The sequence below is a fragment of the Streptomyces sp. NPDC058620 genome, assembly GCF_042717135.1.
In the GTDB taxonomy this organism is placed as follows: Bacteria; Actinomycetota; Actinomycetes; order Streptomycetales; family Streptomycetaceae; genus Streptomyces.
In genome coordinates this window covers 1-20,270 of the sequence record NZ_JBHXQO010000084.1, presented here as the reverse complement: position 1 = coordinate 20,270, position 20,270 = coordinate 1, and the positions used below count along the sequence as shown (strand labels likewise).

Sequence of the window (20,270 nt, the reverse complement as noted above, 5' to 3'; positions counted from 1 at the left end):
GGCCGCACCGGTGCGGCCGGCCCCGACGACACGCAGGGCTCACCGGTCCTGGGGAGCCGGTGAGCCCTCAGCTGAGTCAGCCGAAGCTCAGAGCCACGTGGCCGAGGTCCAGGCCGGTGTTGCCCGCGCCGAGGTTGCACGCGGCGGCGGCGCAGTCGACGGCTCCGACCGGCGTACCCTCGGGCGTGCTGCCCGCGTAGGACTTCCTCACCACGAAGGTGAACGACGCCGCTCCGGAAGCGTCGGTGGTGAAGGAGGTCGCGGTCGCGGCGTTGCACGCGTCCTGTCCGCCGACCTGGGCACACTGGGCGATGTAGTAGGTCTCGCCCGCGGCCGCACCGCTGATGGACACCGAGACGCTCTGTCCGTCGCTCAGCCCTGAAGCGGGGCTCACCGCGAACGAGGGCGCGGCGAAGGCGACGGACTGGGCGGCTGCGGCCAGGCCGATGGACGCGACAGCCACGACGCCGAACTTGGTGGCGCGACGGGACATGTGACGTAACGACATGCGGATACTCCAGTTCGTGGAGGGATTGATCACTCCCTGGAATAATCACCGCAGATGGCTGGTGCCTGCATCTTTTTCTGTGCTGTGATCACCTCCCGGCAGTGCGCTCCCGTCGACCGCCGCGCGGATGATGCGGCAGACGCCCTGCACCTCGGCGGGACCGACGGCCGTGCCGGTGGGCAGGGACAGGACCCGTTCGGTGAGCGCCTCCACTTTCGGCAGCGGGTCGGGAGCGTGGCGGGACGGGGCGGACCGGTACGGTTCGCAGCTGTGGCAGCCGGGGCTGAAGTAGGCGCGCGCGAGCACGTTGTGCCCCTGGAGCACCGCTTGGAGCTCGTCACGGTGCAGGCCGGCGCGGGGCGCGTCCACCTCGATGACGACGTACTGGCAGTTCGACTGCTCGCCCGGCTCCTGCGGGCGAACCCGGACGCCGGGCAAACCGTCCAGGTACTCCTCGTACAGTCGGTAGTTGCGCCGGTTGACCTCGGTGAATACGTCGGCCGCCTCCAGGGAGGTGAGGCCCATCGCCGCGCTGATCTCGTGCATGCGGGCGACCGTTCCGCTGCCGGTGATCTCGTGTGCGGCGTTGAGGCCCTGGTGACGCATGGCCCGGAGCCGGTCGGCCAGGGCGTCGTCGTCGGTGACGATCGCCCCGCCCTCGAAGCTGTTCACGAACTTCGTCGCCTGGAAGCTGAAGATCTCCGCCGTACCGAATCCGCCGATCGGCTTGGACCGGTAGGTGCAGCCGAAGGCGTGCGCGGCGTCGAAGAGCAGGTGCAGGCCGTGCTCGGCGGCCAGTTTGGTCAGCTCGTCGATCCGTGCGGGCCTGCCGAAGACGTGCACGTCCAGAATCGCACGGGTGCGCGGTCCGATGAGCCGCTCCACGTGCGCCACATCGGCGGTGCCGGTCTCCTCGTCCAGTTCGCAGAAGACGGGCACCGCGCCGATCCAGTCCAGTGCGTGGGCGGTGGCGACCCAGGTGAACGAAGGGACGATCACCTCGTCCCCCGGGCCGATGCCCAGGGCCTTCGCGGCGACCTGGATGCCGGTGGTGGCGTTCGAGACGGCGACGCAGTGCCTGACCTCGGCGAGCTCGGCCACCCGGGCCTCGAACTCCCGGACCAGGGGGCCGTCGTTGGTGAACCACAGCCGTTCCAGGGCGCCGTCGATCCGTTCGATCAGCCGGTCCCGGGAGCCCACGTTCGGGCGTCCGACGTGCAGCGGTTCGCTGAAGTAGGGCGTGGGCAAGGACTCCAGGAGCACCCGGTCGCCGCTCATGCCGCGCGTACGCCGATGAAGAGGCCGGGGCTGTTGGGCCGGCCGTCGGCCAGCCGGAAGCCGGGCACGAACTTCACCGTGAGGCCCGCTGCCTCGAAGGCGTCGGCATACTGCTCACGGGTGAACAGGCTGGAGGTCAGGACCTCGGAGAACTCGCGGAAACCGGCCGAGTCCGCGACCCTGAACCGCACCTCCAGACGCGACTTGTCGCCTTGCCGCACGGAGTGCGTCATGCGAGTGATGACGCGGCCCTCCTCGCGGTGCAGATGCCCGCCGACGTGGCCGTCGAGGAAGTTCTCGGGGAAGTACCAGGGCTCGGCGACGAGGACGCCGCCGGGGTCCAGGTGGCCCGACATGGCCGACACGGCGGCCTTGAGCTCGGTGACCGAGCCCATCTCGCCGAGCGCGTTACCCATGCAGGTGATCGCGTCGAAGGTGCGGCCGAGGTCGAACGACCGCATGTCCCCGGCGTGCAGGGTGACGCCGGGCAGCCGGGCGGCCGCCTGTTCCAGCATCGCGGGCGCGTACTCCAGGCCCTCGACGTGGCCGAAGAGCGTGGCGAGAGTCTCCAGGTGGGCTCCGGTGCCGCAGGCCACGTCGAGGAGCGAGACGGCGCCGGGCCGGCCGGCGAAGATCAGTTCGGCGAGCCCCCGGGCTTCCATGTCGAAGTCCTTGCCGCGGCTGCGGAAGACGAGGTCGTAGAACTGCGCGTGTTCGGGGCCGTACTCCATCAGACGAGCTCCTTCGCTGACTGGGCGCTGATGATCCTGGGCTCCGGGATGGGAACGATGAACTTCCCTCCCGCCGCGAGGAAGCGGTGTTCCTTGCGGACGACCTCCTCGGTGTAGTTCCAGGCGAGGAGGAGGTAGTAGTCCGGTTCCGTGGCGGCGACCTGGTCCGGAGGCAGGACGGGGATGCGGTTACCGGGCAGCAGCTTGCCGTGCTTGAGGCTGGTGGTGTCGCCGCAGACGGTGATGTCGTCGGCCGTCAGCTCACAGGCCATCAGCAGTTGGGTGCCCTTGGACGGGGCTCCGTAGCCGGCCACGCGCTTGCCCTGCGCCACCAGGCCGCGGACCAGGGTGCGGACCGCCTCGGTCACCTGCGTCACCCGCTCGGCGAAGGCTCGGTAGGGGGCCTCGGTCAGCAGACCGCGCGCCTCCTCCAGGGCGAGCAGCGCGGCGACCGACGGCTCGGGGGTCCGTGCGGCGGTCTCACGCGCGGCGACGACGGCGATCGAGCCGCCGTGGACAGCCACCCGCTCCACGTCGATGATGCGCAGGCCGTGCGCACCGAAAAGGTGGCTCAGTGTGTGCAGGGAGAAGTAGGACAGGTGCTCATGGTAGATCGTGTCGAACTGGTTCTCGTCGAGCAGGTTCAGCAGGTACGGCACCTCGATGATCAGGACGCCCTCGTCGTCGAGGACCACGTCGACGCCGTCCAGGATGCGATGTACGTCGTCGATGTGCGCGAAGCACTGGCGGCCGATCACGGCCTTCGCGCGGCCCTGGCCGGCGGTGATGCGGGCGGCGGGTCCCGGCCCGAAGAAGTCCGGGTCGGTGGCGATGCCCCGCGCGTTGGCGATCTCGGCCAGGTTGGCGGCCGGGTCGACCCCGGCCACCCTCATGCCGGCTGCCTCGAACATCGCGAGCTGGGTGCCGATGTTGCTGCCCATCTCGACGACCAGGTCATCGGCGGCCAGATCCGCCCGACGGGTGGCCAGGCCGACGATGTGACGCATGTGCTCACGGATCTGGTCGGAGTCGGAAGAGACGTACACGTAGTGCTTGAACAGCGCCTCGGGGTCGACGACATGCCGCAGCGTCATCAGCCGGCACTGTCGGCACACGATGACGTCGAGCGGGAAGGCGTCCTGCGCCTCATCGGCGTCGGCCGGGTCGACGAAGCCGTTCGCGAGCGGGAGCGAACCGAACGAGATGACCTCGATCCAGTCGTCCGCACCGCAAACGCGGCAGGTGTCGTCCCGTCTGCATTTCTCCAGCATGAAGTCTCCTGACGGCGAAAGCCGGTGAAATCGGGCCCGTCGGTCCGGGGACCGTCAATCTAGGGTTCCGGCCGACGGGCCCTCCACTTCGTGTGTGCCCAAACGTGTGTCAGCGCAGCGGACGCGTGAACGTCCGGATGTCCCCGACGAGCAGTTCCGGCTGCTCCATGGCGGCGAAGTGCCCGCCGCGGTCGAACTCGGTCCACCGCGTCAGGGTGGGCAGGATGCCTTCGGCGAAGGCACGGATCGGCCGTGTGGCGTCGTCCGGGAACACCGCGACGCCGACGGGGGCGGTCAGGGGCCAGGGGCCGCCCCAGGTGCGCGCGAAGTCCGCCATGCCGTGCGCCGACTCGTAGTACAGCTGGGCGCTGGATCCGGCGGTCGCGGTCAGCCAGTAGATCATCACGTGGGTGAGCAGCCGGTCGCGCGAGATGGCTTCCTCCACGTTCTTGCCGCCGCTCCACTCCTGGAACTTGTCGAGGATCCACGCGAGCTGGCCGACCGGGGAGTCGGTGAGCCCGTAGGCCAGGGTCTGCGGGCGAGTGGCCTGGATGCGCTGCCAGCCGATCCCCGTGTCAGCGAACTGCCCGCCGTGCGCCAGTTTGCCCAGGTCGCTCTCGTCCAGGCGCCCGATGGCCTCAGGGTCGTCCTGCGGCGGGAAGGTCACCAGCATGTTCAGGTGCACCCCCGCCACGTGTTCGGGGTCGGCGAGGCCCAGTTCCAGCGAGACGACCTTGCCCCAGTCGCCGCCCTGGGCGACGTAGCGCTCGTACCCGAGGCGGCTCATCAGCTCTGCCCAGGCACGCGCGATCCGTCGCACGTCCCAGCCCTGCTCGGTGACCGGACCGGAGAATCCGTACCCCGGCATGGAGGGGATGACCACGTGGAACGCGTCCGCCGGGTCGCCGCCGTGAGCGCGCGGGTCGCTCAGCGGTCCGATGACGTCGAGGAACTCGGCCACCGAGCCGGGCCAGCCGTGGGTGAGGACCAGCGGAACCGCGTCCGGCTCCGGCGAGCGCACGTGCAGGAAGTGGATCTCGGCACCGTCGATCGTGGTGGTGAACTGGGGGTACCGGTTCAGCTCGGCCTCGGCGGCCCGCCAGTCGTAACCGTGGCGCCAGTGGTCGGTGAGCTCCTTGAGATACGACAGCGGGACTCCGCGGTCCCATCCGGCGCCGGATATCTCCGACGGCCAGCGGGTGGCATCGATCCGGCGGTGCAGGTCGTCGATGTCGGACTGGGCGATATCGATACGGAAGGGACGCACAGTGAATCCACCCTCAGAGTTGTGGGAACGGTCGGCGGGCGTGCCGCCGCGCCGGAATCGGGGACCGTGCTCAGGCCGCCTCGGCCGCCTCGGCCGTGCGGTCCCGTGCGGCGAAGGACCGCACGGAAGCCAGGAAGTTGCGGATCATCGGCATGCCGTGTTCGGTACGGAAGCTCTCCGGATGGAACTGGACCGACTCCACCGGCAGCGACCGGTGGCGCAGGCCCATCACGTAGCCGTCGTCCGCGGAGCGCGCGGTGACCTCCAGGGACGGCGGCACGGTGCTCTCCGGAACGATCAGCGAGTGGTATCGGGTGGCGGAGAAGCCGTTGGGCAGCCCGGCGAACACACCCCGCCCGTCGTGGGTGATCCGGCTCGTCTTTCCGTGCATCAGATGCCGTGCGGGGACGGTGGCGGCACCGTGGGCGCGGGCGATGGCCTGATGGCCCAGGCACACCCCGAGCAGGGGCACCTTTCCGGCGAAGGCCCGCACGATCTCGATGTGCCCCGAGGTGTCGGGGTGGCCCGGGCCTGGGCCCAGCAGTACCGCGTCGGGCCGCATCAGCCTCATCTCGTCCGGGGTCATCCGGTGCGATCGCACCATCGCCGGTTCCGCGCCGGCGGACATCAGGTACTGGCGCAGGATGTCGACGAAGCTGTCGAACGCGTCGACCACCAGGACGTGCGGCTTCCCGGCACCCCGGCCGGACCCCTCGGGGGACAGCAGGCTCACAGCAACTCCTCTCCGGTGACCGCCCAGTGGGTGGCGCTCATCTTGGCCAGCGTCTCGGTCCACTCCGCCCCGGGTACGGAATCGGCGACGATTCCCGCCGATGCCCGGGTGCGGTAGACGCCGTCGTGGTGGAACAGGGTGCGGATGCACAGGGCGAGGTTGGTGTAGCCGCCCACGTCGAGGAGACCGAGCGCGCCGGCGTACAGGCCGCGACGGCTGCGCTCGACGGACTCGATGATCTCCATGGCGCGGATCTTCGGAGCGCCCGTCATGGTGCCGGCGGGGAACAGCGCGGCGATGCTGTCGAAGGCGTCGGTGTCGGCCCGGGCCCGGCCGACCACCGTGGAGACCAGGTGCATCACATGGGAGTAACCCTCGACGTCCAGCTGGTCAGGTACGTCGAGGGTGTTCGGCCGGGCGATCCGTCCGATGTCGTTGCGGCACAGGTCCACCAGCATGGTGTGCTCGGCTATCTCCTTGGGGTCCGCCCTCAGCCGGGCTCCCGCGGCCGTGCCGCCGTCCGGGCCGGAGCGCGGCACCGTGCCCGCGATCGGCCGCATCGTGACCTCGCCGTCCTCGATGCGCACGAACAGCTCCGGACTGGCGCCGATCAGGCGGTGTCCGTCGATGCCCGCCAGGTACATGTACGGGGACGGGTTGCGGCGGCGCAGACGCTGATAGACGTCGGCGGGGTCGGCCGGTGAGCGGATGGAGAGTTCGTGGCCGATCTGCACCTGGTAGATGTCGCCGACGGCGATGTGCTTCAGGCACCGCTCCACGTCGTTCGCGAACACCTCAGGGCCGCTGTCGTCGGTGACCGCCGAGGCGGGGAACCCATCGGCGGGCGCATCGGGCCAGTCCCGCTCGGCGTCGGAGAGGAGCCCGCGGACCGTTTCCGCCGCGAGGCCGGGCCAGTACGGGGACTCGTGGAGCAGCAGTTCGCTCGTGCCGGTCACGAGATCGGTGATCACACTGCCCCGGTGCAGGACCAGGCGTACGTCGGGCAGTCCGGGCCGGGTCTCGATGAGGTGGGGCAGGTCCTCGATGTAGCGGGCCGTGTCGTATCCGAAGAAGCCGAGGAAGCCGAACCGGAAGCCGGAGGTGGATCCCTCGGCGTCGAACATGTCCCGCATGGCCCGCAACAGCGTCCACAAGTCGGCCGGGGTCCTCAGGCGGAGTCCGTCGGGGCCGGTTTCGAGGAGTGCCTCCGCCCGTTCCAGGAGCAGACCCCGCAGGGCGGGGGCGCCCTCGATGCGCACCGCCCGGTCGGTGACCGAGAGCGACAGCAGCGCGCCGAAGCCGACGAACTGATGCCTGCGGTCGCGAGCCGGTCCGGCCGCGGACTCCAGGAGGTAGACCTCGTCGGGGCCGAAGTGCTCGGCCAGCGCACGGTAGGCGGGCAGGGCCCGCAGCTCTTCCACCACTAGTCGTCGTGTCCGCACCCGCACCGGGGCAGAGACCATGCACTGGTCGGTCATCGCCGGGTCCTCCCGATCACGTGGTGATGGCGTAGCGGTGTGCTACCTGGCGGGCGGTCAGCACCGCCCGGTCGGGGCCGGAGCGGTTGTCGATGACTCGAGCGGCCTTCCAGCTGACGAAGGAGCCGGTGTGGGTCACCGGGTCGAGGTCGGTGTCGACGACGATGCGGGCATGGGCACCGGTGCGCTCCCGGAGCCGAGCGGCGACGGCCTCGCCCAGCCCGCTCCGTTCCGGGCCGGCACCGGGCAGCAGGTCCATCCGGACGGTGACGGCGTCGCTGCCGTCGGCCTGCCGGTCGATGACGACCTGGTAGCCGAGGCAGCCGCTCACCCCGTCGAGGACCGCGGCCTCCAGCTCGGCGGGCTGGAGGGTCACGTCGCCCAGTGGAATGCGGTCGGCCACCCGGCCGACGACCTGGATCTGAGGTCCTGGCAGTGGGGCGCCGGGCTCGGCCGGGATGATCCGGACGAGGTCCCCGGTGCGGTAGCGGATGAGCGGTTTGATGCCGTCGACCAGCATGGTGAGGACGAGTTCGCCCTCACCGGTGTTGCCGAGCACGGTGCCGGTGTCGGGGTCGATCAGCTCGACCAGGTAGTTGGGCAGGGAGAGGTGGAGCGCCCCGGTGTCAGCGCCGGTGGCTATGCACAGGGCCTCTTGTGAGCCGTAGAGAGTGGGCCGCACGACTGCCTGTGGCCAGAGGGTCGCGACGTTGTCGGCGAACTGCGGGGTGCAGATCTCCCCCAGCGTCAGGAACAGCTTCACCGGCAGATCGGCCAGGTCGTAGCCGTAGTGCAGTGCCGCCTTGGCCAGGCTCAGGCACAGGGCCGGCGCGCAGACGACGACCTCGACATCCAGTTCCTTGATCAGCCGCAGGGCTTTGCGGAACCCGACTCGGGGGGACTCGGGCCAGATCTTGACGTGACAGGCTCCGAGGTCCGCGGCCACCGCGGTGAACACGTCCCCGAACGCGTACAGTTCCGACGGTCCCATCAGGCCCACGACGGGCATCCGGTCCCCGAAACGGGCCGCGAGCATCCGGCGCCAGGACTCCCGGACGGCGATGTTGCTGGTGGCGATGTCCTTTTCCCCGCGCGGGCACGGGGTGGCCGCGCCGGTGGTTCCAGTGGTCTCGTAGTAGATGCGCGCCTCGTGCAGCGGACCGGACAGGACGTCGTACATCTCCCGGCGCAGGTCGTCCTTGGTGGTGAAGGGCAGTTCCGCCAGATTCGCGGGGGTGACGGCATCGACGTCCACCCCGGCCAGGTGGCGGCGGTAGAACGGCGAGCGGCCGGTGACATGGCGCAGCACCGCCGTCAACTGCTCGCTCTCCCAGCGCTCCCGGTCCGCGGTGGTGAGTTCTCCGCGGTAGAAGTCATCGCTCACCCGCCCGTACGCGGACCAGAAGTCGCCGCCCGCGGCGGGGCCGGGCAGCCGGCCGCCGCTCACGGCTGTGCCTGGAGTTCGTTGAGCGCGAGACCGACACGCTCGTTCACCTCGCCGGAGGACAGGGCGTCCGCACGTCCGGACAGTCGGCGGTGCTCGCTGAGCAGCTCGATCATGTCCGTCATCCGGTTGACCATCCGGGAGACGTTGGTCAGGCCCTCCTCGTCCTTGAGTGCGTCGCCGCGGTGCAGGGCGTGGACCGTCGCCGGGAATCCGCTGCCCACGATGATCATCCTGTTGAGCAGAGCGTTGACGGTCAGTTGGGCCCACACCTCACCGGCGCTGTAGCGCCGGGCGACCGAGATGACGCCGGCGACCTTGTTGCTCAGCGGCCGGTCGAAGCGCAGATAGCCGACGCCGGCGCGCTCGATGAAGGTCTGCATGAGGCTGGCGGTGCCGAATCCGTGCACGGGCGCGGCGAAGATGATCCCGTCCGCCGCGATCATCTTCTCGACCACCTGCGGCACCCCGTCGGCCAGCGTGCAGGCGACGGGCCTGTCGTTGCAGTCCCCGCACGGACCGCACCGCTCCATCTTGATGGAGCGCAGGTCCACGGCCTCGAAGTCGACGCCGCGGAGCTCTGCGGTGCGCGCCGCGTGCCGCAGTACGTCAGCGGTGTTGCCGTCGCGTTCCGAACCGTTGATCGCGAGGATCTTGAGTCGTGTGGTCACGGGGTGCCTCCTTGGAGAGTCAGGTGCGTTCGACGCTGGGCTCCGTGGAACTGTCCGGCCGGCGCGGGCCCGGGATTCCGAGAGCCGGCTCCACAGGGGCGGAGGGAAGCGGTCCCCGGGGCGGGCCGCCTCGTTCGCCGAACCGGATGAGTGGCTTCTCCACGAGGTAGAAGCTGATCGTCGCGAGCACGATGCTGATCGCCAGGGTGAAGACGAACAGTTCCCAGAACCCCATATCACCGCGGAATTCCGGTGTTGGCACGGGGGACTTGCCGAAGATGCTGCCGTTCCTGAGCCAGAGGTTGATCACGATCTCGTGCCAGAGATAGACGCCGAGGGAGATCTGGCCGAGGAAGAGGATCGGCTTGGAGGTGAAGAGTGCGTCCGAGAACCGGGACTCGGCGCCCGGGACCGTCATCGGCGCGAGGAGGAGCAGGGTGAAGGTGGTCAGCACGAAGTGGTCGACGAGCTCCTGGGCCAGGGCCGCGTTGTCGCCGAGGCCCGGGATGCCGATGGGCTTGGTGGCGTACAGGAGGTAGAGCGGGATGAGCGGCAGCCAGCACATCAGTGGACGCCGGATCACGAACCGGTAGAAGCCAGGGGTTTCGGGCGTCTTCTCGGCGTAGGCGGAGTAGATCGCCAGTGCCATGCCCGCGGCGAAGCAGCCGGCGTAGTACGGCGGCCAGTACCACTGCATCGTGGCGCCGGTGGAGGGGAGGTTGGTGTACGTGACCCAGCAGATGGCCAGGACTTCCAGCGCGGCCAGCGGCAGCAGCAGCCGGCGTGCCTTCTGCGCGGGGGTGCGGCCGTTGCGGGCCAGCCGGTGGCCGATCCAGGCGATCAACGGCAGGGCCAGGTAGAACGTGAACTCCGCGGGGACCGTCCAGGTGGGCTCGAGGCCGTGCATCGGCTGGCCCTCGGGCAGATAGAAGTGCATGAGCAGCAGGGGCCGCAGGACGTCCCCGACGCTGTCGATGTCGTACCAGTTGTAGCCGGGGAGCGCGAAGGCGAGCAGCAGGTAGTAGGCGGGCACGATGCGCAGCGCCCGGCGCTTGAGGAACCGTCCCGTGGCGGGTCGCTTCGTTCCGCTGATCGTGACCCGTGCGTAGGGCTTGTAGAGCATCATTCCGGACAGTGCGAAGAAGGGGGGAAGGCACACCCCGAGACCGTCCGCGAGGACGCCCCAGAACGGCTTGCCCGGCTCGCCGACGAAGCTGCCCACTCCGGCCTGGAACGCGACATGGTAGACGACCACACCCAGTGCGAGGACCCCTCGCAGCCCCTCGAACTTGGGTATTCGCTTACTCTTTGCGCCACCTGTGTCGCGAAGGACGTCCCCCATGGAACGGTCCCCTTTCCCTTGGCACTCGCTCGTTGACTTCCCGAAATAGTCAGGTCTGCGGTGTGTGAGCCGCATCTCCAAACGTGCTCTTCCGGTCCTTTGGACGACTTATTTCAGCCGAAGTGGGAAGGCAGCCACCCCAGCCGCCCCGCCTCGGCTAGTCCGGGGGCCGAGGAGTCCCTCTCCGAGAGGACCGGAGTGATCTCTGCGGGCCAGGCGATACCGACCTCCGGATCCAGCGGGTTCAAGCCATGTTCGCGGCGTGGGTCGTAGGCCGCGGAGCACAGGTAGGCGATCACCGCCTCGTCGCTGAGCGTCAGGAATCCGAACCCCAGGCCCGCGGAGACGTACAGAGCCCGGCCGGCGACGTCGTCGAGCTCGACGGTCCGCCAGTCGCCGAAGGTCGGCGACCCCACCCGGATGTCGACGACCGCGCCGAGTACCGCGCCCCGGAGGCAGCTGAAGTACTTGGCCTGACCGGGCGAGCCCCCGGCGAAGTGGATGCCGCGCAGCACGCCCTTGACGGAGACCGCGCAGTTCGCCTGCCGCAGGTCGAGGGAGTGACCGACGGTGCGGCGGAACGGCTCGTCCTGGAACCACTCGCGAAACGAACCCCGTTCGTCCCGGAAGATCTCCTTCTCGTCGGTCCACGCTCCCGAGATCCCGATCGGCTTCATCGCTCGTCCCTTTCCGATGACGCAAGAAGGCGGCCGAGGGGGCCGCCGGGCCCGTCGAAATCCCGCAGTCTAGGTCGTCGTCGCAGGCGGACGGGGCCTGCGGTGGCTGCCCTCTCCAGCTCAGCACACCGGGAGATGCAGGCGAAGGACACGCGGCGTGACGATGCAACGGGTCCGAGGCCCGACTGCCCGGACACGCCTGGGGGCCCAGGCCCGTAGAGCCATCGGAGCCAACGGAGGCGGACCGCAGATGACCAAGCACGCCCGTGACCGCGCGGTAGTCCTCGGTGCAGGAATAGCGGGGCTGCTCGCAGCGCGCGTCCTGTCCGAGACGTATCAGGAAGTGCTGGTGATCGACCGGGACCGGCTGGGCGGCAAGGAGCACCGGCGCGGTGTCCCGCACGGCCGCCACGCCCATGCCCTGCTCGCCAAGGGTCAGCAGATCCTCAACGAGCTGTTCCCCGGCCTCGATGCCGAACTCACCTCGGCGGGAATCCCCGCAGGGGACATCGCCGGGAACCTGCGGTGGTACTTCAACGGCCGCCGTCTCCAGCCCTCGGACACCGGGCTGATCAGCGTCTCGGCCACCCGGCCCGAGCTGGAGTCCCACGTGCGCGACCGGGTCGCCGCGCTGCCCCGGGTGAAGATCATGGACGGGTGCGTCATCCGCGGCCTGACCGCTTCGGCCGACCGCGGCCGGATCACCGGCGTCGACGTGGTCGACGAGTCGGGCACGGACACCCCCACGCACCTGGAGGCCGATCTCGTCGTCGATGTCACGGGGCGCGGCTCCCGGGCCCCGGTCTGGCTGGAGGAGCTCGGCTACGAGCGGCCTCCGGAGGACCGGTTCAAAATCGACCTGGCTTACACCACGCGCCACTTCAAGCTCAAGGACGACCCGTACGGGACCGATCTGTCGATCAACCCGGTGGCGTCGCCGGCCAACCCCCGCGGCGCGTTCTTTCCCCGGCTCGCCGACGGCAGCTCCCAGCTCTCGCTGACCGGAATCCTTGGCGACCACCCGCCCACCGACGACGAAGGCTTCCTGGCCTTCGCCAAGTCGCTGGCCGCACCCGAGATCTACCAGGCCGTCCGCGATGCCGAACCCCTCGACGAGCCGGTCACCTTCCGCTTCCCGGCGAGCGTCCGCCGCCGCTACGAGCGGCTGCGCCGCTTCCCCGGCGGGTTCCTCGTCATGGGCGACGGGGTGTGCAGCTTCAACCCCGTCTACGGCCAGGGCATGACGGTCGCGGCGCTGGAGGCGGTGGCGCTGCGCGATCACCTGCGCGATGTCGCGGACCCCGACGCGCTGCGCTTCTTCCGGCGGATCTCCTCGGTCATCGACGTCCCATGGGACATCGCCGCCGGCGCGGACCTGAACTTCCCCGGTGTGGAGGGCCCGCGGACCATGAAGGTCAAGATGGCCAACGCCTACATGGCCCGCCTGCACGCGGCGGCGGCCGTCGACGGCGAGGTCACCGGAGCGTTCTTCCGGGTGGCCGGGCTGGTCGACCCCCCGCAGGCGCTGATGCGGCCCGGCCTCGCCCTGCGGGTCATGCGGAACTCCTCGGCCAGGCGGTCGGCTCCCTCAGGGGCCGCCGTATGAGTGCGCGGGCCGTCCGAGGCGGCTGCCGGTACCTGGAGCCGACATGCGGGTGATGATCACGGTCTTCCCGGCGCGGGCCCACTTCCTGCCCCTGGTGCCCTACGCCTGGGCCCTGCAGAGCGCGGGCCACGACGTGTGCGTCGTGGCGCCCCCGGGCTACCCCACCGGTGTGGCCGACCCCGACTTCCACGAAGCCGTCACCGCCGCCGGTCTGAAGTCGGTGACCTGCGGGCAGCCGCAGCCGCTGGCGGTCCACGACCGTGACGACCCCGGCTACGCGGCGATGCTGCCGACCGCGCTGGAGTCCGAGAGCTATGTGCGTGCGCTCGGGATCAGCGAGCAGGAGCGCCCCACCTGGGACGTGTTCTACCACTTCGCGCTCCTGGCGATCCGCGACTACCACCCGCCGCAGCCGCGTCAGGACGTGGACCAGGTGATCGAGTTCGCCCGGGTGTGGCAGCCCGATCTGGTCCTGTGGGACGCCTGGTTCCCCTCCGGCGCCATCGCGGCACGGGTCACCGGCGCGGCACACGCGCGGGTGCTCGTCGCCCCCGACTACACCGGCTGGGCCACCGAGCGGTTCGCCGCCGCGGGACCCGCGGCAGGGGTCGCCAATCCGCTGGCCGAGACGCTGCGGCCGCTGGCCGAGCGGCACGGGGTGGAGGTCGACGACGATCTGCTGCTCGGGCAGTGGACGGTCAATCCGTTCCCGGCGCCCATGAACCCGCCGACCGGGCTCAGGAACGTCCCGGTGCGCTACGTCCCCTACACCGGCGCGAGCGTCATGCCCGCGTGGCTCTACGCGCGGCCGTCCCGGCCGCGGGTGGCGCTGTCGCTCGGGGTGTCGGCGAGGGCCTTCCTCAAGGGCGACTGGGGCCGCACCGCCAAGCTGCTGGAAGCGGTCGGCGGGCTGGACATCGAAGTGATCGCGACGCTCAACGACAACCAGCTGGCGGAGAGCGGACCCCTGCCGGACAACGTCCACACCCTCGACTACGTACCGCTCGACCAGCTGCTGCCTACCTGTTCGGCGATCATTCACCACGGGTCGACCGGCACCTTCGCCGCGGCGAGCGCCGCCGGGGTGCCCCAGCTGGTCTGCGACACCGACGAGCCCCTGCTGCTGTTCGCCGAGGACACCCCGGACGGCATCGAGTGGGACTTCACCTGCCAGAAGCAGCTCACCGCGACGCTCACCTCCCACGTCGTCGCCCAGTACGGCGCGGGAGTCCGGATCGACCACCAGAAGCAGTCCGCCGGACAGATCCGTGAGGAACTGCGCCGGGTGCTCGCCGAACCATCCTTCCGCGAGGGCGCGGAGAGGATCCGGGATGACCGGAACTCAGCGCCCAGTCCGGTCGAACTTGTTCCGCTGCTGGTAGAACTGACGGCACGTCATCGACGCTACGAGGAGGCGGCACGATGAGGATCCTGGTGACGGGCGGTGCCGGCTTCATCGGCTCGCAGTTCGTACGGGCCACGCTGCGCGGCGAGTTGCCGGGCACGGAGGAGGCCCATGTCACGGTCCTGGACAAGCTGACCTACTCCGGGAACCCGGCCAACCTCGCCCCGGTCGCGGCTCATCCGCGCTACCGCTTCGTCCGGGGCGACACCACCGACCCCCTCGTGGTCGACGAGGTCGCGGCCGGCCAGGACGTCATCGTCCACTTCGCCGCCGAGTCGCACGTGGACCGCTCCATCGACACTGCCACCCGGTTCGTCACGACCAATGTGCTCGGCACCCAGACGCTGCTGGAGGCGGCGCTGCGCCAGGGCGTCGGGCGGTTCGTCCACGTGTCGACCGACGAGGTCTACGGTTCGATCGCCTCCGGGTCGTGGACCGAGGACACCCCGCTGGCCCCCAACGTCCCCTACGCGGCGTCGAAAGCCGGCTCGGACCTCATGGCACTGGCCTGGCACCGCACCCGGGGCCTGGACGTGGTGGTCACCCGCTGCACCAACAACTACGGGCCCTACCAGTACCCCGAGAAGGTGATCCCGCTCTTCGTCACCAACATCCTCGACGGTCTGAGGGTGCCCCTGTACGGCGATGGCGCCCACCGCCGGGACTGGCTGCACGTGTCCGACCACTGCCGGGCGATCCAGCTGGTCATGAACTCCGGCCGGGCCGGCGAGGTCTACCACATCGGGGGCGGCACCGAGCTCTCCAACGAGCAGCTCACCGACAAGCTGCTCACCGCGTGCGGCGCCGACTGGTCCTCCGTGGACCGGGTGGCGGACCGGCAGGGGCACGACCGCCGTTACTCGCTCGACATCACCAAGATCCACCAGGAGCTGGGCTACCAGCCGCAGATCGCCTTCGAGGATGGTCTGGCCGCGACGGTGAAGTGGTACCACGAGAACCGCTCGTGGTGGCAGCCGCTGAAGTCGACGGCGGGGCTCCTGGACGCCGTCGGCTGACGGCACGCACCACCCCGCACCCCAGGAAAGGAGCAACCCCCGTGGCCGCTGCCGATGAGTCGACGCCCCGCGCCGGACGGAGGGAGTGGATCGCTCTCGCCGTCCTCTCCCTGCCCACCATGCTGTTGATGCTGGACATCAACGTCCTGATGCTGGCCCTGCCGCAGCTGAGCGAGGAGCTCGGCGCGAGCAGTACCCAGCAACTGTGGATCACCGACATCTACGGCTTCGCGATCGCCGGGTTCCTGGTGACGATGGGCACCCTCGGCGACCGGATCGGACGCCGCAGACTGCTGCTCGGCGGCGCGGCCGTGTTCGCGGTCGTCTCCGCCGTCGCCGCGTTCTCCGACAGCGCGGCGATGCTCGTCGTCAGCCGTGCCGTGCTCGGCATCGCCGGGGCCACGGTGATGCCCTCGACGCTCGCGCTGATCAGCAACATGTTCAAGGACCCCAAGGAGCGGGGCACCGCCATCGCCGTGTGGGCGAGCGCCATGATGGCCGGTGTCGCTCTCGGGCCCGCGGTGGGCGGACTGGTCCTCGCCGCGTTCTGGTGGGGCTCGGTGTTCCTCATCGCGGTTCCGGTGATGCTGCTGGTGGTGGTCACCGGCCCCGTGCTGCTGACCGAGTCGCGCGACCCGGACGCCGGGCGGCTGGACCTGCTGAGCGCGGTGCTCTCCCTCGCGACCGTGCTGCCGGTGATCTACGGCCTGAAGGAACTCGCCAGGAACGGGTGGGAACCGCTCGCCGCCGGCGCGGTGGTGCTCGGCGTGGTCTTCGGCGCGGTGTTCGTCCTGCGTCAGCGGCGGCTGGCCGACCCCATGCTGGATCTCCGCCTGTTCGCCAACCGCACCCTGCGAGCGGGGCTGACGGTCAGTCTGGTCAACGCCGTCATCATGGGCGGGACCGGACTCATGGTCGCGCTGTACCTCCAGATGATCGCAGGACACTCGCCGCTGGCCGCGGGGCTGTGGCTCCTGATCCCCGCGTGCGCACTCGTCGTGGGCGTGCAGCTGTCCAACCTCCTGGCCCAGAGCATGCCGCCGTCCAGGGTCCTGCTGGGCGGCCTGCTGATCGCGGCCGTCGGCCAGCTGCTGATCACCCAGGTGGACGGCGACAACACCGTGCTCCTGATCACGGCGACCACCCTGATCTACTTCGGCGCCTCACCGGTGGGTCCCATCACCACCGGCGCGATCCTGGGGGCCGCGCCTCCGGAGAAGGCGGGCGCCGCCTCCTCGCTGTCGTCCACCGGCGGCGAATTCGGCGTCGCGCTCGGCATCGCGGGGCTGGGCAGCCTGAGCACCGCCGTGTACACCGCGCGGGTCGACGTGCCGGCCGGCGCCGGGGCCGCGGAGACGGACGCCGCGCAGGAGAGCATCGCGGGAGCCCTGCACACGGCCGGGGAGCTGGGACCGGACGGCGCCGGGGCCCTGCTGGACTCGGCACGCGCGGCCTTCACCACCGGTGTGCAGTCCGTCGCCGCGGTCTGCGCCGTGTTCTCCATCGCCCTGGCCGTGCTCATCGGCACCCGGCTGCGGGACATCTCCGCCATGGACCACGGACACGGTGAGGAGCCGGCCGAGAGCGAGGCGCAACCGGCCACATGACCGCATTTGTGAAGATGCACCGGCCCGTGCCCAGGCATGAGGATCACCTCCTCGGGTGCACGTGCACGGCAACGGAGGCGCAGTGGAGTTCTGGAACAGCACGGCGGAGACCATGCCCCGCCAGGAACTGATGGAATGGAAGTGGCGCAGGCTTCAGGACGCCATGGACCACGCCAGACGGTTCTCGCCCTTCTGGCGGGAGCGTCTGCCCAAGGACATCACCTCCATGGAGGACTACGCGGCGCGGGTCCCCCTGCTGCGCAAGGCGGACCTCCTCGCCGCGCAGGCGACGTCTCCCCCGTACGGCACCTGGCCCTCGCTCGATCCGGCGCTCGGAGTGCGCCACCACCAGACCAGCGGGACCAGCGGCAACCCGCCCATCCGCACGTTCGACACCGAACGCGACTGGGCATGGTGTGTGGACACGTTCTGCACGGCGCTGCACAGCATGGGAGTACGCCCGCATCACAAGGGCCTGGTGGCGTTCGGCTACGGCCTGTTCGCCGGGTTCTGGGGTATGCACTACGGCCTGGAGCGCATGGGCGCCACGGTCATACCGGCCGGCGGTCTCGATTCCCGTTCCCGCGTGCGGCTGCTGGTCGATTACCAGATAGAGGTGCTCGGCCTCACGCCGAGCTATGCCATGCGGCTGATCGAGACGGCCCGCGAGATGGGCGTCGACCTCGCCCGCGAGGCGAACGTCCAGATCATCCTGGCCGGGGCCGAGCCGCGATCCGCCTTCACCACCCGCACCATCGAGGAGGCCTTCGGCGCGCGGGTCTTCAACGCGGCGGGCACCACGGAGTTCGGCGGGGTGTTCATGTTCGAGTGCACCGCCCGCCGCGAGGCCTGCCACATCATCGAGCCCTCGTGCATCGAGGAGGTGCTCGACCCGGTGACCGAACAGCCGGTGGGCTACGGCGAGGAGGGCGTCCGGGTCACCACCGGGCTGAACCGCGAGGGGATGCAGCTCTTCCGGCACTGGACCGAGGACGTCGTGATCAAGCGGCCCCACAGTGAGTGCGGCTGCGGCCGGACGTGGGACTTCTACGACGGCGGCATACTGCGGCGCGTGGACGACATGCGCAAGATACGCGGGGTCTCGATCACCCCGGTGATGATCGAGGACGTGTTGCGCGGATTCGACGAGGTGAACGAGTTCCACTCGTCCATCAGGACCGTCCGCGGACTCGACACGATCCACGTCAAGGTCGAGGCGGGAGATCTGACGGGCGAGGCGGCCGAGAGCCTGTGCAGCCGCATCACCGAGGAGTTCAAGCGCGAGATAGGCATACGGCCCCAGGTGGAGCTGACCCCTGCGGGCAGCCTCCCCCGATCGAAGTGGAAGGCGGCACGGCTTCATGACGAGCGCGAACTCACCTCTCACGCCTGAGCAGGTGGAGCAGCTTCTGGGGAGTTACCGGAGCCTGGGCCGGCTGGAGCAGAGCTGCGCGGTCCCGGCCGTCCTCGCCGCGGTGAGGGCGGCCCGCGCCGAACTTCGTATCGCCCTGGACGGCCAGGCCGTGGAGTTCGAGTACTACCGGGGGCTCGACAGCAGCCTCACGGCCTGACCCACCCCGGCTTGCCGGGCCAGACGAAGGGGAGACCGGTGTCTCACGGTGCAGAGCGGAAGGCGAGCCCGGCCGAGGAGAGTTCCGGCACCCGGCCGCTGACCGGCGAGGAGTATCTGGAGAGTCTGCGGGATGCGCGAGAGGTGTACCTCGACGGCAGTCGTGTCAAGGACGTCACCGCGCATCCCGCGTTCCACAACCCGGCCCGGATGACGGCCAGGTTGTACGACAGCCTGCACGACCCCGCCCAGCGGGAGGTGCTGACGGCGCCGACCGACTCCGGCAACGGGTTCACCCACCGCTTCTTCACCGCGCCGCGCAGCGTCGACGACCTGGTCAAGGACCAGGCCGCCATCGCCGCCTGGGCGCGCAAGAGCTACGGCTGGATGGGGCGCAGTCCTGACTACAAGGCCTCGTTCCTGGGCACCCTGGGGGCCAACGCCGACTTCTACGAGCCGTTCGCGGACAACGCCCGGCGCTGGTACCGGGAGTCGCAGGAGAAGGTGTTGTACTGGAACCACGCCTTCCTGCACCCTCCGGTGGACCGGTCGCTGCCCGCCGACGAGGTGGGCGACGTCTTCATCCACGTCGAGCGGGAGACCGACGCCGGTCTGGTGGTGAGCGGGGCCAAGGTCGTCGCGACCGGTTCGGCCCTCACCCACGCCGCGTTCATCTCGCACTGGGGACTGCCCATCAAGGACCGGAAGTTCGCCCTGGTGGCCACTGTGCCGATGGACGCGGCCGGTCTCAAGGTGATCTGCCGTCCATCCTATTCCGCCACCGCCACCATGACGGGCAGCCCGTTCGACAATCCGCTCTCCTCGCGACTGGACGAGAACGACGCCATCCTCGTGCTGGACGAGGTGCTGATCCCGTGGGAGAACGTGTTCGTCTACGGCAACCTGGGCAAGGTGCATCTCCTTGCCGGTCAGTCGGGGATGATCGAGCGTGCCACCTTCCACGGATGTACCCGGCTGGCCGTCAAGCTGGAGTTCATCGCCGGGCTGCTGGCCAAGGCGCTGGACATCACCGGGGCGAAGGACTTCCGCGGCGTGCAGACCCGGCTTGGCGAGGTCCTGGCCTGGCGCAACCTGTTCTGGTCGCTGTCGGACGCGGCGGCCCGCAACCCCGTCCCGTGGAAGAACGGCACGCTCCTGCCGAACCCTCAGGCCGGAATGGCGTACCGCTGGTTCATGCAGCTCGGCTACCCGCGGATCATGGAGATCGTCCAGCAGGACGTCGCCAGTGGGCTGATGTATGTCAACTCCTCCACCGAGGACTTCCGCAATCCCGAGACCGGCCCCTACCTGGAGAAGTACCTGCGAGGCAGCGACGGCACCGGTGCCGTCGAACGGGTCAAGGTGATGAAGCTCCTGTGGGACGCGGTGGGCTCCGAGTTCGGCGGCCGGCACCAGCTGTACGAGCGTAACTACTCCGGCAACCACGAGAACACCCGGATCGAGCTGCTGCTCTCGCAGACCGCGAGCGGCAAGCTGGACTCCTACAAGGAGTTCGCCGAAGCCTGCATGGACGAGTACGACCTGGACGGATGGACCGCGCCCGACCTCGAGTCGTTCCATGGGCTGCGCTCCGCCTCCCGCGACCTGCTCGGCGGCACGTGACCCCGACGACGGACTGCGGCCCCCCGGACGAGATGTCCGGGGG

The 20,270-nt window shown here is 69.8% G+C and carries 18 protein-coding genes; 7 read left to right on the top strand and 11 right to left on the bottom strand.

Annotated features, from left to right (window positions below):
• Positions 1 to 76 precede the first annotated feature (76 nt).
• The 11 genes from ACFWSK_RS35250 to ACFWSK_RS35200 form a co-directional block, all read right to left on the bottom strand.
• A complete protein-coding gene (locus ACFWSK_RS35250; protein ID WP_383795538.1) occupies positions 77 to 508 on the bottom strand; it encodes an enediyne antibiotic chromoprotein in 432 nt (143 codons plus the stop codon).
• Positions 509 to 553: 45 nt separating this feature from the next.
• Positions 554 to 1,786: a DegT/DnrJ/EryC1/StrS family aminotransferase gene (locus tag ACFWSK_RS35245; RefSeq protein WP_383795535.1), complete on the bottom strand. Its 1,233-nt coding sequence runs from the start codon at positions 1,784 to 1,786 to the stop codon at positions 554 to 556.
• A complete protein-coding gene (locus ACFWSK_RS35240) occupies positions 1,783 to 2,517 on the bottom strand; it encodes a class I SAM-dependent methyltransferase (protein WP_383795532.1) in 735 nt (244 codons plus the stop codon). The genes ACFWSK_RS35245 and ACFWSK_RS35240 overlap by 4 nt, the downstream gene beginning before the upstream one ends.
• On the bottom strand, positions 2,517 to 3,788 hold the full coding sequence (locus ACFWSK_RS35235) for a class I SAM-dependent methyltransferase (RefSeq protein ID WP_383795529.1): 1,272 nt from the start codon (positions 3,786 to 3,788) through the stop codon (positions 2,517 to 2,519). The genes ACFWSK_RS35240 and ACFWSK_RS35235 overlap by 1 nt, the downstream gene beginning before the upstream one ends.
• 109 nt (positions 3,789 to 3,897) lie before the next feature.
• Positions 3,898 to 5,055: an epoxide hydrolase family protein gene (locus ACFWSK_RS35230; RefSeq protein WP_383795526.1), complete on the bottom strand. Its 1,158-nt coding sequence runs from the start codon at positions 5,053 to 5,055 to the stop codon at positions 3,898 to 3,900.
• Positions 5,056 to 5,125: 70 nt separating this feature from the next.
• Positions 5,126 to 5,788, bottom strand: coding sequence for an anthranilate synthase component II (locus ACFWSK_RS35225; protein WP_383795523.1), 663 nt, complete (start codon positions 5,786 to 5,788; stop codon positions 5,126 to 5,128).
• Positions 5,785 to 7,266: a 2-amino-4-deoxychorismate synthase SgcD gene (sgcD, locus tag ACFWSK_RS35220; RefSeq protein WP_383795520.1), complete on the bottom strand. Its 1,482-nt coding sequence runs from the start codon at positions 7,264 to 7,266 to the stop codon at positions 5,785 to 5,787. Before sgcD ends, ACFWSK_RS35225 begins: the two co-directional genes overlap by 4 nt.
• A gap of 16 nt (positions 7,267 to 7,282) precedes the next feature.
• Positions 7,283 to 8,713 carry a phenylacetate--CoA ligase family protein gene (locus ACFWSK_RS35215; RefSeq protein ID WP_383795518.1) on the bottom strand — a complete coding sequence of 477 codons (1,431 nt, stop codon included), beginning with the start codon at positions 8,711 to 8,713 and terminating at the stop codon, positions 7,283 to 7,285.
• Positions 8,710 to 9,381, bottom strand: a complete 672-nt coding sequence (sgcG, locus tag ACFWSK_RS35210; RefSeq protein ID WP_383795515.1) for a 2-amino-4-deoxychorismate dehydrogenase SgcG — start codon at positions 9,379 to 9,381, stop codon at positions 8,710 to 8,712. Before sgcG ends, ACFWSK_RS35215 begins: the two co-directional genes overlap by 4 nt.
• A 19-nt stretch (positions 9,382 to 9,400) precedes the next feature.
• The gene (locus tag ACFWSK_RS35205) at positions 9,401 to 10,723 is read right to left on the bottom strand and encodes an acyltransferase family protein (RefSeq protein ID WP_383795513.1); all 1,323 of its coding nucleotides are present in this window, start codon (positions 10,721 to 10,723) and stop codon (positions 9,401 to 9,403) included.
• A gap of 113 nt (positions 10,724 to 10,836) precedes the next feature.
• The gene (locus ACFWSK_RS35200; protein ID WP_383795510.1) at positions 10,837 to 11,400 is read right to left on the bottom strand and encodes a dTDP-4-dehydrorhamnose 3,5-epimerase family protein; all 564 of its coding nucleotides are present in this window, start codon (positions 11,398 to 11,400) and stop codon (positions 10,837 to 10,839) included.
• Between the two features lie 250 nt (positions 11,401 to 11,650).
• Between ACFWSK_RS35200 and ACFWSK_RS35195 the strand changes: the two genes are divergently transcribed.
• From ACFWSK_RS35195 to ACFWSK_RS35165, 7 genes are all read left to right on the top strand, one after another.
• Positions 11,651 to 13,006, top strand: a complete 1,356-nt coding sequence (locus ACFWSK_RS35195) for an FAD-dependent oxidoreductase (RefSeq protein ID WP_383795507.1) — start codon at positions 11,651 to 11,653, stop codon at positions 13,004 to 13,006.
• A gap of 43 nt (positions 13,007 to 13,049) precedes the next feature.
• Complete coding sequence (locus ACFWSK_RS35190; RefSeq protein ID WP_383795505.1) at positions 13,050 to 14,432, top strand: nucleotide disphospho-sugar-binding domain-containing protein; 1,383 nt, start codon at positions 13,050 to 13,052, stop codon at positions 14,430 to 14,432.
• The gene (rfbB, locus tag ACFWSK_RS35185) at positions 14,429 to 15,427 is read left to right on the top strand and encodes a dTDP-glucose 4,6-dehydratase (RefSeq protein ID WP_383795503.1); all 999 of its coding nucleotides are present in this window, start codon (positions 14,429 to 14,431) and stop codon (positions 15,425 to 15,427) included. The genes ACFWSK_RS35190 and rfbB overlap by 4 nt, the downstream gene beginning before the upstream one ends.
• A gap of 41 nt (positions 15,428 to 15,468) precedes the next feature.
• Complete coding sequence (locus ACFWSK_RS35180; protein WP_383795500.1) at positions 15,469 to 17,034, top strand: MFS transporter; 1,566 nt, start codon at positions 15,469 to 15,471, stop codon at positions 17,032 to 17,034.
• A gap of 82 nt (positions 17,035 to 17,116) precedes the next feature.
• Positions 17,117 to 18,427, top strand: a complete 1,311-nt coding sequence (locus ACFWSK_RS35175) for a phenylacetate--CoA ligase family protein (RefSeq protein WP_383795498.1) — start codon at positions 17,117 to 17,119, stop codon at positions 18,425 to 18,427.
• Positions 18,428 to 18,431: 4 nt separating this feature from the next.
• A complete protein-coding gene (locus tag ACFWSK_RS35170; RefSeq protein ID WP_383795496.1) occupies positions 18,432 to 18,605 on the top strand; it encodes a DUF6052 family protein in 174 nt (57 codons plus the stop codon).
• Between the two features lie 38 nt (positions 18,606 to 18,643).
• The gene (locus tag ACFWSK_RS35165; RefSeq protein WP_383795493.1) at positions 18,644 to 20,227 is read left to right on the top strand and encodes a 4-hydroxyphenylacetate 3-hydroxylase family protein; all 1,584 of its coding nucleotides are present in this window, start codon (positions 18,644 to 18,646) and stop codon (positions 20,225 to 20,227) included.
• Positions 20,228 to 20,270: the final 43 nt, after the last annotated feature.